Source organism: Neptunomonas sp. XY-337 (genome assembly GCF_004959845.1).
Lineage (GTDB): Bacteria > Pseudomonadota > Gammaproteobacteria > Pseudomonadales > Balneatricaceae > Neptunomonas > Neptunomonas marina.
Map to the genome: position 1 here is coordinate 302,994 of NZ_SPLL01000005.1, position 17,136 is coordinate 320,129.

Genomic DNA, 17,136 nt, shown 5'->3' on the forward strand with positions numbered 1-17,136 from the left:
TTAGAGCTTCGTAGCAATAATCTCTTTCCACTTAGCCGGGCCTGTTGTGTGTACAGACTCACCATTCGTGTCGACTGCCACGGTTACCGGCATATCTTTCACTTCAAACTCGTAGATCGCTTCCATACCCAGTTCAGGGAACGCCAACACCTCGGCGTTCGTGATTGCTTTAGATACCAGGTATGCAGCGCCACCCACAGCCATTAGGTAAACTGCCTTGTTGTCACGAATCGCATCGATCGCAATCGGACCACGCTCAGACTTACCAATCATTCCCATCAAGCCAGTGCTCTCGATCACTTGACGAGTGAACTTATCCATACGCGTGGCGGTAGTAGGTCCTGCTGGGCCTACAACTTCATCGCCAACCGGATCAACAGGTCCGACGTAGTAGATAAAGCGGCCTTTGAGATCAACCGGTAACTCTTCACCGTTGTTTAGCATCTCAACCATCTTCTTGTGAGCTGCATCACGACCAGTCAGCATTTTACCGTTGAGCAATACTGTTTCGCCCGGCTGCCAGCTCTCAATCTCTTCTTGCGTCACGGTGTTTAGGTCAACACGGCGTGTTGTTTCGCCCACTTCAAACGTCACTTCTGGCCATTCATCTAGGCTTGGTGGCGTCAATACCGCTGGGCCAGAGCCGTTAAGCGTAAAGTGAGCGTGACGAGTTGCCGCACAGTTTGGAATCATGCAGATTGGCAAAGATGCCGCGTGCGTTGGGTAATCCTTAATCTTAATATCAAGAACTGTCGTCAGGCCACCTAGGCCTTGTGCGCCAATACCTAGCTCATTGACCGCATCCATGATCTCTAAACGCAGCTCTTCCACACGGTTCTGTGGGCCGCGTTCACGCAACTCATGAATATCGATAGGGTCCATCAAGGACTCTTTAGCCATGACAGCCGCTTTCTCGGCTGTACCGCCGATACCAATACCCAACATGCCAGGCGGACACCAACCCGCACCCATTGTTGGTACAGTCTTCTTGACCCACTCAACAATGCTATCTGAAGGATTCAGCATCACCATCTTCGACTTGTTCTCTGAGCCGCCACCTTTGGCTGCTACATGTACCTCAACTTCGTCACCCTCTACGATTTCGTAATGGATAACCGCTGGTGTGTTGTCTTTGGTATTTTGGCGCTTACCTGCAGGATCAGCCAAGATAGAAGCACGCAGAACGTTATCTGGGTGTGTGTATGCTTGTCGCACGCCTTCGTTGATCATATCAGCAACGCTCATCGTTGCATCAGACCACTGGACGTTCATGCCCACTTTGATGAATACCGTCACAATACCGGTATCTTGGCAGATTGGACGGTGTCCTTCGGCACACATGCGAGAATTAATAAGAATTTGTGCCATCGCATCTTTGGCAGCAGGGTTCTCTTCTCTTAGGTACGCTTCGTGAACACCTTTCACGAAGTCGATCGGGTGGTAGTAAGAAATAAACTGCAACGCATCAGCAACACTGCTGATCAGGTCGTCTTGGCGAATTACGCTCATTCGAGGCTCCACGGTTCTCTGTCGTTTCTTGTCTGACAAATCTACCGAGGATTATACAACAAATGCACCCACAGTTCGGCACTGCAATAGCAGCAATAGTCCTAAAGTCGATGCTGATAGACCGTAAATAAGCGCATTGATATCGGCTGCGATATCACTCAAGATTCACGATCGTCGAGCGAATAGCGGCACGTGTTTTGTCAATAGAGGCCACGATTTCATTGACCGCTTGCGTATCAACAGACATCTGCTGCCAACGCTGTGTCCAAGTGCTGTGTAGGAGCGCAGCTTGGCTCTCAACTTGGGGTCCAATCAGCATGCTGAGCTCTTGGACTAAACCCACTTTCACCCAGCCAACACGAGGATTGCCGCGTACAGTATCAGCATCGTAATGGGCGGCATAAACCAGCTGCTCAAGCTCAGCAAGCTCCTTAACAACTTCAAACGCAGCGGTACGGATCGTGTTGTTTTGCTCAGATATCTCCATCCGCCACACGTTGTAAGAGAAGCCAATCAAAGCAAAGATCACACTGAAGATTGCCGTTGCTTGATACGCTGACATACGTCGTTCCAAACTCGCTTGCGCCATGAATGCTCCCCTCTATCGATACGCCCTCTTTATGATAGTCGCCAAAAAGCGCTATTCACCATGTTTCTTTTGGCGAAAGTGCGTTCACTTAGATACATTTTTCTCTAAATTAGCTATGGTTAAGTTAGTACCCAAGTATAACTGTAGGTAACGCAATGAAATTCATTACGCTACGTATCGTTGTCAATCAGGTAGTATTTGAGTTCAGCGCAAACGCTCCACGCGCGCCCAAAGATGCAGTCACCCAAGAGTTAACCACTCTGCTCGATGACGTACGCCAAAGTCAAAAGCTGGTTTCTGACCCCCATCTCGCTATGATGCAGCGCTTCTATGTTGAGTTCTGTGAACGATCATTAGCAGCATTGCACAATGATAAGCCACTCCAGTCGATTGCATTCGACATTCCACCAGTGATTACCGAACATAGCCTGAAGATGCCGCTACGCTGCACGGTACTCGAATCACCCAAGACCGAGTGCAAGCAGGTATAAAGTGCCGAAGCCGAGTAGCAAACGACCACACAGTGGCGGTAGCTTCTCTCTCGGCTTATCGAGTTGTGCTTGCACTAGCGGCCACACAAAAGGCACACTCAGGAGCGTTACAGCCAGCAGTGGTAGCCCAAAAATCACGCTACTTAGCAGCGTTAAGAGATAGCACAAGGCCACCATGACAAGGAATAAGCGCCTACCAAAAGCGAAGCCCCAGCGTACCGTGAGCGTCGCAATCTGATCGGCCCGATCTGCTTCATAATCACGCAGCTCGTTGCTAAGCAACAGCGCTGCCACTAGGCAACTGACCGGCAAGCTCATTATGACCACCCGCCACTCAAATAAGCCGGTAAGCGCGGTATAACTACCGCTGACCATCAGGACACCCATCAACCAAAAAACAAGAACGACGCCCAGCCCCTTCGCTTTATAGTTAATTGGCTGGAGCGTGTAGCCAAGCGCACCAACAAGGCCAGCAATACAGAGCAGCAAAAACGGGAAGCCCACCAAAGCGGTGAAGTAAACACCCACCCCTGCTGCTGCAAAAAAGCAGCCTAAGCCAGCCACAAAGTTTCGCCGAATACGGCGACGCCTGACGACATCTAAGCCTGTCAGCGAGAGATCCGCATAGTCATTGATAAGGTTGACGCCCGCCTGCAATAAGAGCCCGCCAAACAAGATAAGCACGCCATGCTCCACCACAACGCGGCTCTGTTGCGCCGCAAGAACCCAGCCTAGCCCACATGTTAACAGGGCAACAACAAATGAAAACGGACGCAATGAAGCGAGAAAACTGTAATCCTTACCCATCTTTATTTGATCCATTAAAAAAGGTGCCTAAGCACCTTTTTATCTGTAATACACAGCTTTAGCGCTGTGGAGCATTCGGTAGATCGCGCATGAGCAGACCATAGGTCATATCGGCATCAACATCGATTGGAATCTGCATAACATGGCCTGAACCCGGTGCTACATCAGCATCCTCGCCTTTCTTGTTGACCATGTTTTGCAGTTGAAACTTGCGATTGCCAGCCGGCGTCATCAGCTCCAGCGTATCACCCACAGCAAAACGGTTTTTCACGTCAACATGCATGACGCCTGCACTGCGATCGTACTCGAGTACTTCGCCCACAAACTGCTGATGCACGCCAACAGAGTTACCTGTCTCGTAGTTCTGGTACTCATCATGCACGTGGCGGCGATAAAAGCCTTCCGTGTAACCACGGCTGGCCAAATTCTCGAGTTCATCCATCAAGGACATATCAAATGGACGACCAGCAACCGCATCGTCGATCGCTTTACGATATGTCTGTGCAGTACGCGCAACATAGTAATGCGACTTAGTACGCCCCTCGATCTTGAGTGAATCAACGCCCATCGCAGCGAGACGGTGTACGTGCTGAATCGCGCGCAAGTCCTTTGAGTTCATGATGTACGTACCGTGCTCATCTTCAAAAGCAGGCATGTATTCACCAGGGCGAGTTTCCTCTTGCAGCAAGAAGATCTTGTCGGTTGGTTCGCCAACACCTAGATCTGGTGCCGCAGCTTGCGGGTCAAAGCTCTGTACCGGAATAATATCGCCAGATTCACTCTGTGTTGCTTCGTGCGCATCATACTTCCAACGGCACGTGTTGGTGCAAGTACCCTGATTCGGATCACGCTTGTTAATGTAACCGGAGAGCAAGCAGCGGCCAGAATAAGCGATACACAGCGCGCCATGCACAAACACCTCAATTTCCATCTCTGGGCAACGTTGGCGGATCTCTTCCACTTCATCCAGTGAAAGCTCACGGGATAAAATCACTCGCTCAATACCAGCTTGGTGCCAGAACTTCACCGCCGCCCAGTTCATCGTATTGGCTTGTACCGACAGATGAATTGGCACATCAGGAAAGTGTTCTTTAACCAACATGACGAGCCCAGGATCGGACATAATCAGCGCATCAGGCCCCATCGCGATAACCGGTTTAAGATCATCAATGTAGGTTTTGAGCTTGCTATTGTGCGGCAAGATGTTGCTAGCAAGGAAAAACTTTTTACCTTGCTGGTGTGCAATATCAATCCCTTCTGCCAGGTTGTCCATGTTGAAATCGTTGTTACGCACACGCAAGCTATAACGGGGTTGCCCGGCGTATACAGCATCGGCACCGTATGCAAAAGCGTATTTCATATTTTTAAGCGTCCCGGCAGGGGACAAAAGTTCTGGACTTAACATATGCACTGGAATCTCGGAGATGGGTTAATCATGCAAGGTCTTGCAATTCGACTTCGAACAGAGGTGTATATACTGAGCCATGCTCGCCGCGTTTGCTCTGAAACAGAACAACTGAATCAGCCAAACTGAAGAGATCCAGCTCTGGCCAGCAGCACGGGTGCTCAAAGCGGTTATCGGCAGGCATGCGTCCTAACGTTATATGGGGTTTAAAGTCCCCTGCATCAGGTTTAATGCCCACCCGCTCAACCATATCAGCAACGTGCTGTTGCAAAGCAACCAGCTCTTCATTAGCCGATGGGAGCGCAGCAATCAGCGCAAGCTCAGGGTTTACTTGGTAGTAACGAATACGGTCCAAATGCACTTGCAAGGAGAATTCATCACTCAGTGCCCGCTTAGCCTCATCCTCTAGCTGGTCTACTTGCTCGAGCGTTGTGTCGCCTAAGAAGCACAGCGTTAAGTGGTAAGCATCAGAGTCGACCCAGTCGACCTCTAGCTGCCGATCATGTCCACACATACCATCGGCACAGTCCGCTAGCTGCCTAACAACCTTGTCGTTTAGACGCAGCGCAAAAAAAGTTCGAATCCTCATGGGCTCCGGGCATATACCTTCTTCATTCGAAACGAGCTATTTTGCCTACCAAGGCAGCGTAGCGCAAATATTTATCAACGACGCATACGTGCAGTCACACGTTTGTTCTCTTCACTTGAAAGCATCATGCGTAACCAGCGTTCAACCGCAGGGAATGCGGAGTAATCAAACTTCGCCAGTTTCGGCCAACTGAGGACTAAAGCACCATGAATATCTGCAAAGGTTTTCTCGCCACATAAGTAGTCTTGCTCAGCCAAACGCTGCTCCAACACAGGCAGAAAGCGCGTTAATTGCTCTGCTGTCTTTGCCAATGCGCTCTGATCAGGAGTGTCACCGGCATACTTAACCTGTAACAACATATCCAGCGCAGGCACTTCCAACTGATTACTAATAAAGAGCGTCCACTGCCAGATACTTGCCTCGCCCGCTGGCGTATCAGCCCACAGCTTGCCATTGCCGTACTGGCGCACCAAGTAATAGAGAATCGCCTGCGTTTCAAAGATAACCACATCGCCATCCACCAGTGTTGGCACTTTTCCTGTTGGATTAAGCGCCAAGTAGTCAGCGGTTTGCGTTTGCGGGCTGCGTGGCAACATCTCTTCCACCTCATACTCGAGGCCAAGGGTCTCTAACACAACCATTACCGCTGCCCCTCGGGACAATGCACTTCCATATAGCTTGATCATTATGGCTACCTATTAATTACCGATACGGGCTTGTAAGTTGTTAATGCGTTTTTTGATCGCCAACAGTTCACGATTCACATTGCGGCGGCTAGCATCAATCGCATTAATATCGTTTTCTAGTGCCTTAACACGTTTGACTACCGAGCTATTGTTGGTGGCACGAGGCTGCTTTTGTAACTGCGCAAGCTTAGCGTCTTGTTGCTTTAGGCCAGTGCGTAGATCAACGAAATCATCTGCGACCGACTCTTCTACCACGGCAATATGCGTACGCAGTGCAGCAAGAGCGTTCTGGATATCAGTAAGTTGCTGCTGTTGTTTGGCGTGCTTAGCACCAGCTTGCTTGGCAGCAGCTTCTTGACCTGTTTGTAAGGAAACCACGGTACTTTCCGCGGTTTTCAACTGCCCTTCTAGGGCCGTTAAAGCCGCCTGCAAAGCCTGTACCTGAGTGAGCTGCTGACTTAAGTCGCCTTGTGCTTTGCTTAGCTGCTCAAGTGTACCCGCCTGCCTCTGACCCGCTTTTGTGGCCTGCGTGATCGCCTCATTCGCTTTAACAATGGCACTGCTGTTACTGGCTATCTGCTTTTTCACTTGCGCAAGATCTGCGTTAACCGATTGATTAACCGCTTCCCATAACTTCGCCGTCTCGGTATCTAGTTTTGCTTGTTGCGCAGCTTGGAGACTTTCTAGCGTTTGTAGCTGAGCAACCACACTCGGGGTGTCTTCAGCTGCATTGTCAGGATCTACGCTCAACAGGGTTTCCAGTGCAGCAATGCGTTGCTTTGCTTGATCGAGCTCCGTTTGCAACACAAACTCGCGTAGCTCACTTTTCTGCTGCGCGTCAAACACCAAATAACCCAACCCACTGCACGCTGCGGTAAGTAAAATTAAGACAAGCGACGTAAACCAACCGCCACGACTTGCCTCAGAAGCGGCAGGAGCAGCAGGCTTGCCACGATGGGCAGCATCAGGAGTAGCGACAGATGAAGGCTCTTTGGCGGGGCCTAAGTTGGGCACATTTAAGTGAGGGTCATGCTGGCTCATGGTTTTGTCCATCGGAAAACTCAGAGCAAAAAAGTAGCAGCTTTATTAGCGCAACAAAAGGCCTTTGCTTGACCTCTTGCTGCACCGAGGCTCACTAGCGAAGCGCAGAAGCTGCGAACGCATCGCGTGTATAGTTCTCCGCGCCGTTGGCTTTGACACAGATGTTGTCTTCAATACGAATACCACCCCAAGGCAACAGGTGCTCAACAAGCGACCAATTCACATGTTGATGCAGCGCCGTATCCTTGAGCGGAGCAAGTAAACTCGGAATAAAGTAAAGGCCCGGCTCAATCGTGACCACCATGCCCTCTTCTAACGTGCGAGTTAGGCGCAGGAAGGGGTGCGCTTCTGGCGGCTCCACGATGGCACCGCGTGCATCATGCTGCCAACCACCAATATCGTGGACCTGAATACCCAGCAAATGACCAAGGCCATGCGGAAAAAAGGTCCGTGTTAACGCTAAACGCTCAGCTTCGTTTTGCAACTCGGTTGTAATCACCCCAGATAACAGCAGGATATCAAACAGTTTGGCGTGCATCTGTTCGTGTAACGCCACAAACGATGTACCCACCTTTGCACTGGCAACAATCTCTAGCTGCGCACGGTCCAGCTCCTCGATTAAGGCGGCAAAGGCTTGATCCCCTTGCGAGGTGGTACGGGTAATGTCTGCCACATATCCCCAGTGCGTTGCGCCTGCGTCCACCAGCATTGACCGGTGATTTCCCGGCAGGGCTGTCTCTTTGTGTTGATAGTGCAGCACAGCCGCGTGTTCATTGAGGCCGATAATATTGTTGTAAGGCAGTGCCATCTCGAGCTGCTGCGTGGCGCCCAAGTACATTTGGTGAATTTCGAACTCGGATAAGCCCTGCGAGAAGCCAAGCTGTGCGGCTTGATGCCCTAGCGCAGCAATCCGATTCGCCTCACGAATACACCCCTGTTCAAATTCCGACTTCGTAGCACGATCATGGTGAATTGCGGCTAACAGATCTGCAGCATTAACGGAGACATTCGACGGCAAAGCATCAAGATGATTACCACTAATCAGCGCAGTGCGACCCATGCTAGGCAATTGATTAAGCAATACGTTCGCATCGGCAAACAGCGTAATGTCGTAGTGCTCGCACCAAAAGGCATCAGGTTGCGAAGGTGTCACATGCCAAAAGTCATCCGGTGAGTAGATAAATAGCTTGGGCTTGCCTTCTTTGGTTATCCGTACCCAGCTCTTGGGATGATCTGTTAAGAAAGGCATCCACTGCACAAAGTGCGGATTCGCTTTAAATGCCGGCGCATAGTCATCAAGAAAGTGGTTCTCTGTATGGCCTGAGTAGACGAGTAAGCTATCAAACTCAAACTGCTCCAATATGCGGCGCGTACGCTGCAACATGTTGGTCAGGTGGCTATCAAATAGAGACAACATAATTCTACCTTTTATACATTAATCAGTTTGAGGCGCTTGCTCAGCGGCAAGCTTATGCCAGAACGGCTCAAGTGAGGCATGATGGTTACTTCGCAGGCGATACAAACGCACCTGCAGTGGAATATTCCAGTGTTCATCGCCCGCCGCAGCTAAGCGGCGATAGTTGAGGCTCTCCTCGGCCAAGCGCTTCGGTACCCAGCCGACACCAAAGCCCTCTTTAATCATCGCTTTTACACTCACCGATGCCATATTTTCGTTAATCGTCGTTAGATGCGGCGTATCAGGTGTGTTTTGTAACTTATGTTCAATCAGGGGTCTTAAGAACGAGCTTTGGTGGTAGTTGATATAGGGAAGTGGATCACGTTTGCTACCCGGTAGCTGAAAAATAGCATCACCGGCCTCGTTGGTAGCCGATATGGGGATCAACTCTTCATCGCATACGACGATATGCTCAAACTCATCGCTCTCCAAATCCTCGATCACGTCAATCAAGGGATGCCAATAGCAGAGTACCAAATCGCACTTCCCTTGCTGCAGGGCGTTCACAAAATCGCTCGCACCCCAAGCGGTGGAGGTTAGATCAAGATCGATATCAACCCCATGGCGCTCTGAAGCAGGCATAAGCCAGTTGCGATAGAAGAGCAAGTACAGTGTTTGCGTTGTAGCAAAGCGCAGCCGACTCTCTTGAGCCTCTCGTATCTCGCGGCAGCGCGCTTTCGTGTCTTGGGCAATACTCGACATCTGCCGCGCGCCTAGCAGGAAAATTTCTCCGGCTGGAGTGAGCGTCAGAGGCAATGTATTACGATCAATAAGGGTAACTCCCATCTCCTCTTCAAGGAGTTTGATGCGCCGGCTCAACGTCGGCTGAGTGACGTTTCGCTCCTCCGCAGCACGCGAAAAATGCCGTGTCTGCGCCAGCGCGATAAAGTCATCTAACCAACGAAGTTCCATGCTCCCCCCGATCTAAGCCAAACTAAGTGACTTTTTCTAAGCACACTGCAACCATTCATAGATAGGGTGCAGTATAGATGCTCCAAGCGTAATGGAGCGCTGAGGAGACCAACCATATACCGGATCAGGTTTTAGATCGTAGTCTTTGAATGGCATCTCTAATGTCATCGCTGGGCAGCGGAAGTGTCCCCCAACCCAGAACGAGGCTATCGTCATCATCTCTGGACCAAACTTGCCCACTTCATAGCCACGCTCCATCTGGAAGTCAGGATTTGCACGCATCAGGTCAAGCCGGAACTGGGTTTCCTGACGCAAGATAGCATCATCGACCGGCGCTCCTTCTTGGCCAGCAATAAAGTTCACCGGTAGTGCTTCATCGCCGTGCAGATCAAGGAACAGACTCACGCCCACCTGCTGCATTTTCTGACGCACATAATAGACCTCAGGACTGCGCTCCAGCGTAGGGGTTTGCCACTCACGATTCAAGTTTGCACCGCAAGCGTTGGTGCGTAGGTGTCCACGCACTCCGCCATCAGGGTTCATGTTCGGTACAACCCAGAAGGTTGCGTGCTCAAGCAGCGCTTTGCTCAACGCGTCGTTACCATCAAGCAACCGCTCCAGCAGCCCTTCAGCACACCACTGAGCCATGGTTTCACCGGGGTGCTGGCGTGCTGTGACCCAAATATTCGCTTTTTCAGGGGCACCATCACCCACCTGTAACAGCGTAAGATCGCGCCCATCTAGCGTCGCGCCTAGATCATGCTCAACCACCAGCGGTGATAGCGCACAGCGCGCTATCAGGTCTAGGTGCCGTTCATAACTGTAGGGCGCAAAGTAAGCATAATAAACGCTCTGTTGCTCAGGGGTGTGTTGAATGACTAACTCACCATCTATGTAGTCAGTGGGCACACGAAACCAGCTTTTACGATCATACGACGCGACAGCACGATAGTCGGGCCAGCCGTCAACATACGCCGCTTCATTGGCATTGAGTAGCCGAATCTTCAGTGGCTCATTTTGCGCACCTTGTAGGCGGAAATAAAACCACTGAAAAAACGCTGACTCATTGTCCAAACGAATCTTCAGCTGGATATCTGCTGGGTTATCCACCGCAACCGTTTCGATGTTACCCGCATCGAATTGGCTTGAGATTCTGATCATTTAGATACGCCCCTCTTCAACCCCGTGGCATGCCACTTGAGAACCATCGGCCAACGGAATCAACGCGGGAATCTCTTGCTTGCAGCGCTCATTCGCATGAGGGCAGCGGCCATGGAATACACAACCTGATGGCAGGTTAACGGGTGTAGGCACCTCGCCTTGTAGGCGAATAAAATCAGGACGATCATCTTCTAAACGGGGGATCGCCGAAAGCAGCGCGCGGGTATACGGATGGCGCGGTTCAGCAAATAGGTTTTTCGTGCTCGCCAGCTCACATAATGTACCCAAGTACATTACCGCAACGCGCGTACCAAAGTGCTCAACAACCGCTAAATCATGGGTAATAAAGAGGTAGGTGAGATTGCGGCTCTCTTGCGCATCCATCATCAAGTTGAGTACCTGAGCCTGAATCGATACATCCAAAGCCGAAATAGGCTCATCAGCAACGATAAACTCAGGATCCACGGCCAACGCACGCGCAATACTGATCCGTTGACGCTGACCGCCAGAAAACTCATGCGGGTAACGCTCCCCCCACGAGGGGTCAACCCCGACCGAGTGCATCACTTCATGAATCTTATCGCGCAGCTCAACCGCAGAGAGCGATGGATTATGGAACTGCACCGGTTCGCGCAGGGTTTCCATAATCGTCATTCGCGGGTTTAATGATGCGTACGGGTTCTGGAAGATCATCTGCATCTTCTTACGATAGGGCAACAGCGCTTTGTCATCGAGATTATCGATACGCTCACCACGGTACGACACTTCACCTGCTGAAGGCTTCAATAGCCCCATCACGGTGCGAGCCACGGTGGATTTACCACACCCCGACTCACCTACAACACACAGCGCCTCACCCTGCATAACATCCAGGCTAACACCATTGATCGCGTGAACATGCTCTTGCTCACGCACAAGCTTGCCGCCACGGAACTTGATCTGATCGAGAAAATCCCCCGAGATCGAAAATCGCTTATACAGGTCTCGGATTTGAACAAGCGAGTTATTTGTATCTGTCATCACTACACCTCGTCTCCCATCGCTTGCTCACGCTTCATTTCTGCCACCATATGGCACGCTACACGGCAGTTACCCGACACTGTGGAGTCAGGCAGATTATGGCGGCAGATCTCCATAACGTATTCACAACGTGGATTAAACGCACAACCTGTCGGAATACGTTGCAGCGGCGGCATAGCCCCCTTGATTTGGTTCAGCTTCTGCCCTGCTTGCGCCATTTGCGGCAGTGCATTCATCAAGCCTTGGGTATATGGGTGCTGAGGATCATTGATGATCTCTTTCGTTGGACCCCGCTCAATCACACGGCCAGCGTACATAACCATCATATTTTGCGTGACTTCAGACACCACGCCCAGATCGTGAGTAATCAGGATCAGCGCAACGTTGTTCTGCTCACACAGGTTTAACATGAGATCCATAATTTCAGCTTGGATCGTTACATCAAGCGCTGTTGTTGGCTCATCAGCAATAATGACATCGGGATCAAGTAACAAACCGATCGCAATAACAATACGCTGACGCATACCGCCCGAAAGCTCGTGTGGGTATTGATCTAAACGCGTTTCTGGCGAGGGAATTTGGACCTGCTGTAGTTTTTGGAGCGCAATTTTACGCGCATCCGATTCCCGCATTTTACGGTGAGCCAACAAACACTCGACCATCTGCTGCCCAATCGTGAGCACTGGGTTGAGTGTCATCATCGGGTCTTGGAAGATCATCGAGATACGGTTACCGCGAATTTCACGCAGCTGATGCGGCTTCAGATCAGCTAGGTTTTGGCCTTCAAAGTTCACCGCCCCCTTACTGATATAACCGGGACGAGAGATCAGGTTCAGAATAGAGAACCCCAGTACCGATTTACCTGCACCGGATTCACCCACAATACCAAGGCGCTCGCCGCGCTCCAGCGAAAAGTTGATCTCCCGAAGCGCCTTCACTGCACCAGAACGCAGGCCAAAGCACACCTCAAGGTCTTTTACTTCTAACAAAGCCATGTGCTCTTACCCCTTGTACAGTTTCGGATTCAATACATCACGCATCCAGTCGCCTAGCAGGTTCATCACCAACACTAGAACCACCAGCACGACGCCAGGAATGACCGTGATCCACCAAGAACCGGAGAAGATATACTCAAATCCGCTCGAGATCAGCGAACCCAGCGAAGGTTGCGATACGGGCATCCCCAAACCAAGGAACGAGAGTGACGCTTCAGAGATAATGGCGTTCGCTACCTGCACCGTCGAAATAACCAAAATAGGCGACAGCGTGTTCGGCAAAATATGGCGAAACATAATACGCAAGCGGCCAAACCCCATAACACGGGCAGCATCGACATACTCTTTCTTTTTCTCCGCCAACACCGATGCACGGATCGTACGCGCGTACTGAGGCCATTCAGCAATACCAATCACGAGTATCAGCATGATCATGGCCAGATCCTGATAAAGCTCAGTGCCGAACGTAGCCTGAAAAACTGCCAAAACAATAATGGCTACCATCATCGTGGAGAAAGAGAGCTGTATATCTGCAAAGCGCATCAACAAGCTATCGACACGGCCACCAACATAACCTGCGGTTAAGCCGATCACTATCCCCAAGAAGGCCTGCAACAACACAGCACAAATGCCAATTGTTAACGAGACCCGCGTGCCGTAAAGGATCGTCGATAACATATCGCGGCCCTGAGCATCTGTTCCTAGATAGAAGCGCTCATCCCCTTCCTCTTCCCAACTGGGTGGAATCTCAGAGTCTAAGATATCCACTTGGGACAGATCATAAGGGTCGTACGGGGACAGTAGCGGTGCACCTAACGCTAAAATGACGTACGTGATGAAGATCAGGAAGCTCAACTGCGCAACGCGATCTATTTTAAAGCTATGAAAAAAGTGGGAATCCTTAAACCGTTGCCAAGCTGACGGCTGAGGATCCATTTGGAAGCTTGTATCACTCACGATTATCGTCCTGCCAGCTTAACGGTTGGGTTTACAAGACCGTAGATCAGGTCTACCAAAGTGTTGGTGACAACAAAGATCGCACCCACCACGATCAAATACGCGACAATCAGCGGCGTATCAACGCGGTTAACAGCCTCCAAGAACAGGAAACCCATCCCCGGCCACTGGAACACAGTCTCGGTAAGAATGGTGTAGGCCACCATGGTGCCAATCTGGACACCGCCCACAGTAATCACGGGAAGCATGGTGTTTTTTAGGGCATGCAGAAAGTAGATGCGACGTGGCGAGATACCTTTCGCCCATGCAAACTTCACATACTCCGATTGCAAAACCTCCATCATCTCCGCTCGAATCAAGCGGATAAACAGCGGTAGCATGATGGATGCCAAGGTAAAGCACGGCAAGATGAGGTGCTCTAAGCCATCTTGAGTGAAGAAGCCGCTCTCCCAAAAACCAAGAATCTCAACGGTTTCACCACGGCCGTAAGATGGCATCCAGCCCAACTCAATTGAAAAGAGGTAAATTAGTCCAATCGCCGTCAAGAACACGGGGATCGAAATGCCCACGATACTAAAGCCCATAACAGCTTTTGAGAAAACACTTTGCGGCTTGATAGCGGAATAAACGCCCAAGGGTACCGAGAAAAGAACGATGATAAAGGTTGCACCGATCACCAGCTCTAACGTTGCTGGAAACTTATTGAGAATCACCTCCAGTGCTGGTTCTTTAAAAAAGTAAGACTCGCCAAGATCGCCTTGCAGAGCATTCTTCGCGAAGCGCACATATTGAACCAAAAACGGGTCATTTAACCCCATCTCATCGCGTAATGCCTGACGCTCCTCTTCAGACACCGCTTGTCCTACCAGCTCACGTAATGGATCACCGAGGTTATCCTGAATAGAGAAGCTGATAAGACTAATTACAAACATCACGACAACGGCCTGGAAGAACCGTTTAATAAAAAACGCAATCATGATAATCAGCCTTGGTTGGCAGTTTATGGCTAAACGCCGATTTGGAAGACTTGGCCGATAACGCTCGCACCCGCCATCACCCTCGTTTCTTTCTTATATTTTTGCGCCCGAAAACAAAAAGAGCCCGGCCAGTTCTTAGTCAACCGCCCAGGCTCCCTCCGGACTTAACGCTTACTCTTCGACTACCAAGTCTCCGAGGTAAGGGAAGTTCATCACATTCACAACTGGGTCGATATTCACCCCTTTACGTGCACCCCAGCTCAAGTTCTGCCAGTGCAATGGGATAAAGCCCGCTTCGTCGTAAACGATCTTTTCCATCTCTTGCATGATCTTCGTACGCTTCTCAACATCAGTTGTTGCGTTCGCTTCAGCAATCATGCTGTCAATTTTCTTATTACAGTAGTTACCGCTGTTGTACTGCCCCCAACCGGTATCCTTGTTAGGACACGCCGACAGGAACTCGAAGAAGTTGTTGGTATCTTCAGTATCTGAGTGCCAACCGATCATCATCATGTCAGCAGCACGCTTGTCGAACTCAGGCCAGTACTGAGCCTTCGGCATCGTTTTCAGATCGACTTTAATGTTGATCTTAGACAGCATCGACGCAACGGCTTGTGCAATTTTGGCGTCGTTCACGTAACGGTTGTTTGGTGCCATCATCGTGATGTTGAAGCCGTTCTCGTAGCCCGCTTCTTTCATCAACTGCTTCGCTTTTTTCAGATCATAACGTGGCGTCAACGCTGGGTTATGGCCCAAGTAGCCTTTTGGCGAGAACTGAGCGCCCGGCGTTGCAAAGCCTTTCATGATCTTCTTAACGATACCCTCTTGGTTGATTGCGTATGCAATCGCCAAGCGTACTTTTGGATCTTTAAACGCCTCAACACGTTCTTGATTCATCTGGAACGTGATAATACGCGTGCCGCCTAGCGTCACAAGATCAACTTTATCGCTGCCCTTTAAACGCTTGTGATCAGTCGGAGGTACCGGTGCGATGAAATCAACATCACCTGAAAGTAACGCAGCAACACGTGTTGGCGCTTCTTTTATTGGCGTTAGTACGATCTTATCAACGTTGCCAGGAGACGCTGCATCCCAGTAGTCCGCAGTACGTTGGAACTCAACTTTTACGCCTTGCTGGCGCGAAGATACCGTGAATGGCCCGGTACCTGAGATATTGCGTGATGCGAAAGAGTCGCCGTGTTTAACCAACAGATCTTTCGGCTTACCGTTGGCATCTTCACCAGCGAAGAACTGGCTATCCATCGGGAAAAGGTAAGTCATGTTGTTAAGAACCAGAGGGAATGGCTCTTTCGTCACCATATCGATGGTGTGATCATCAACAACCTTGAGTTCTTTGAAAGGTGCAAAAATCCCCTTGAAGTCAGGTGAGTCTTGCAAACGCTTAAAGGTGAACGCAACGTCTTTAGCAGTAAAGTCGTTACCGCTGTGGAATTTTACGCCCTTGCGCAAGTGGAAACGCATAGTGTTGTCATCAACACGCTCCCATTTTTCAGCCAAGCGCGGCTCAAAACCTAAGTTACGATCCCAACGCAGCAGTGGATCGTGCGTAAGATGGGAAAGCTGTAACGTACCACCAGACAGCTGCTCATATGGATCAAGAGAGACAGGGTCTGCATCGTATGCCATTTTCAACGTTGCAGCCTGTGCACTTGCAATGCTCAATGCCAGAGCAGCACCCGCCAAGATAGATGCGGTCTTTTTCATCACGGTATCCCTTTTTGATTATTGTGTTAGGGTTCTCAAGTAACAGAAAAAGACTACCGGATCGTCACAATCGCACCAATCGAAATTGTAAGTAGCACTATGCGAGATTTAAATAGGAGATAAAACGCTTACAAAACAAAACGTTGGAAGTGCATAGAAAGCGGTACTAAATTACCGCCCTCTAACATTGACTAAAAATCAACCAAGAAAAACACATTGGCGCTTCTCTTCAGCGAGCCCCAGCGCTTGATAAAAAGCATGAGTTTCCGGACGCTCAACATTGCTACGCACCCGCAAACCAAAGCCGGATTCATTCGCCCAGTCACGCACATGCTCCACAAGCTTCGTGCCGACACCTTGGCGACGAACTGAATCATCCACCACGATACCGCCAATCTCTATAAAGGGATCAGAAGCGACCCGCAGTGAAATAAAGCCATGGATCCAGCCCTTTACTTCATCATCTTGCTCAAAGACCCAAACATGATTAGTGTTGCTGGCGTTCAGCACTTTGAGTAGCCGCTCACGTGCATGCTCCTCAGAAGCCACCTCATAACCTAACGTAGCGCCTAAACGGTTAATGCCTTCGAAGTCGTTGATGGTTGCCATTCTGATCATATCCCTGCCCCTTTATTGATTTCACGCTGTGTATCAATTAGTTAGGTTTCATAAGTGAACTATAGTTCAAACAAAAAGAGACTGCGTAAATAGCACGATTAGAACGCTGCAATGCTAATGATTCACGAAAACGCCTCTTGGGAATCAATAAACAAAAAGGCCCGTAAAGCTAAGCTTTACGGGCCTTCAGAAACAACA

Annotated in this window: 17 protein-coding genes; 1 reads left to right on the top strand and 16 read right to left on the bottom strand. The window is 50.1% G+C overall.

Annotated elements, in window-relative coordinates:
* Complete coding sequence (locus tag E4L36_RS13215; protein ID WP_127692328.1) at window positions 1-1,509, bottom strand: fumarate hydratase; 1,509 nt, start codon at window positions 1,507-1,509, stop codon at window positions 1-3.
* Window positions 1,510-1,663: 154 nt separating this feature from the next.
* Window positions 1,664-2,098 carry a hypothetical protein gene (locus E4L36_RS13220; RefSeq protein WP_136680985.1) on the bottom strand — a complete coding sequence of 145 codons (435 nt, stop codon included), beginning with the start codon at window positions 2,096-2,098 and terminating at the stop codon, window positions 1,664-1,666.
* Window positions 2,099-2,253: 155 nt separating this feature from the next.
* Between E4L36_RS13220 and E4L36_RS13225 the strand changes: the two genes are divergently transcribed.
* Complete coding sequence (locus tag E4L36_RS13225) at window positions 2,254-2,589, top strand: hypothetical protein (protein WP_136680986.1); 336 nt, start codon at window positions 2,254-2,256, stop codon at window positions 2,587-2,589.
* Here E4L36_RS13225 and E4L36_RS13230 read toward each other — a convergent pair.
* The 14 genes from E4L36_RS13230 to E4L36_RS13295 all read right to left on the bottom strand — a co-directional run bounded on the left by E4L36_RS13230 (window position 2,560) and on the right by E4L36_RS13295 (window position 16,938).
* Window positions 2,560-3,411 carry a prenyltransferase gene (locus tag E4L36_RS13230; RefSeq protein WP_136680987.1) on the bottom strand — a complete coding sequence of 284 codons (852 nt, stop codon included), beginning with the start codon at window positions 3,409-3,411 and terminating at the stop codon, window positions 2,560-2,562. The genes E4L36_RS13225 and E4L36_RS13230 overlap by 30 nt on opposite strands.
* 43 nt (window positions 3,412-3,454) lie before the next feature.
* Complete coding sequence (gene yegQ / locus E4L36_RS13235; RefSeq protein WP_136680988.1) at window positions 3,455-4,801, bottom strand: tRNA 5-hydroxyuridine modification protein YegQ; 1,347 nt, start codon at window positions 4,799-4,801, stop codon at window positions 3,455-3,457.
* 28 nt (window positions 4,802-4,829) lie between these two features.
* Window positions 4,830-5,390 (bottom strand): RNA 2',3'-cyclic phosphodiesterase, encoded by a 561-nt coding sequence (gene thpR, locus E4L36_RS13240; protein WP_136680989.1) that lies wholly within the window; start codon window positions 5,388-5,390, stop codon window positions 4,830-4,832.
* 74 nt (window positions 5,391-5,464) lie between these two features.
* Entirely contained in the window at window positions 5,465-6,076 is a 612-nt protein-coding gene (locus E4L36_RS13245; RefSeq protein WP_136680990.1) for a glutathione S-transferase family protein, read from the bottom strand.
* A 12-nt stretch (window positions 6,077-6,088) separates the two neighbouring features.
* Window positions 6,089-7,117: a hypothetical protein gene (locus tag E4L36_RS13250; RefSeq protein WP_136680991.1), complete on the bottom strand. Its 1,029-nt coding sequence runs from the start codon at window positions 7,115-7,117 to the stop codon at window positions 6,089-6,091.
* A gap of 94 nt (window positions 7,118-7,211) precedes the next feature.
* Window positions 7,212-8,534: a Xaa-Pro dipeptidase gene (gene pepQ / locus E4L36_RS13255; protein WP_136680992.1), complete on the bottom strand. Its 1,323-nt coding sequence runs from the start codon at window positions 8,532-8,534 to the stop codon at window positions 7,212-7,214.
* Between the two features lie 18 nt (window positions 8,535-8,552).
* Window positions 8,553-9,485, bottom strand: coding sequence for a LysR family transcriptional regulator (locus E4L36_RS13260; protein WP_136680993.1), 933 nt, complete (start codon window positions 9,483-9,485; stop codon window positions 8,553-8,555).
* A gap of 36 nt (window positions 9,486-9,521) precedes the next feature.
* Window positions 9,522-10,646: a M14-type cytosolic carboxypeptidase gene (locus E4L36_RS13265; RefSeq protein ID WP_136680994.1), complete on the bottom strand. Its 1,125-nt coding sequence runs from the start codon at window positions 10,644-10,646 to the stop codon at window positions 9,522-9,524.
* The gene (locus E4L36_RS13270) at window positions 10,647-11,666 is read right to left on the bottom strand and encodes an oligopeptide/dipeptide ABC transporter ATP-binding protein (protein WP_136680995.1); all 1,020 of its coding nucleotides are present in this window, start codon (window positions 11,664-11,666) and stop codon (window positions 10,647-10,649) included.
* A 2-nt stretch (window positions 11,667-11,668) separates the two neighbouring features.
* On the bottom strand, window positions 11,669-12,661 hold the full coding sequence (locus tag E4L36_RS13275; RefSeq protein WP_127692316.1) for an ABC transporter ATP-binding protein: 993 nt from the start codon (window positions 12,659-12,661) through the stop codon (window positions 11,669-11,671).
* 6 nt (window positions 12,662-12,667) lie between these two features.
* Entirely contained in the window at window positions 12,668-13,597 is a 930-nt protein-coding gene (locus E4L36_RS13280; RefSeq protein WP_136681022.1) for an ABC transporter permease, read from the bottom strand.
* Window positions 13,598-13,620: 23 nt separating this feature from the next.
* Entirely contained in the window at window positions 13,621-14,595 is a 975-nt protein-coding gene (locus tag E4L36_RS13285; protein WP_127692314.1) for an ABC transporter permease, read from the bottom strand.
* Between the two features lie 171 nt (window positions 14,596-14,766).
* Entirely contained in the window at window positions 14,767-16,320 is a 1,554-nt protein-coding gene (locus E4L36_RS13290; protein ID WP_136680996.1) for an ABC transporter substrate-binding protein, read from the bottom strand.
* A 198-nt stretch (window positions 16,321-16,518) separates the two neighbouring features.
* On the bottom strand, window positions 16,519-16,938 hold the full coding sequence (locus E4L36_RS13295) for a GNAT family N-acetyltransferase (protein ID WP_127692312.1): 420 nt from the start codon (window positions 16,936-16,938) through the stop codon (window positions 16,519-16,521).
* Window positions 16,939-17,136 lie beyond the last annotated feature (198 nt).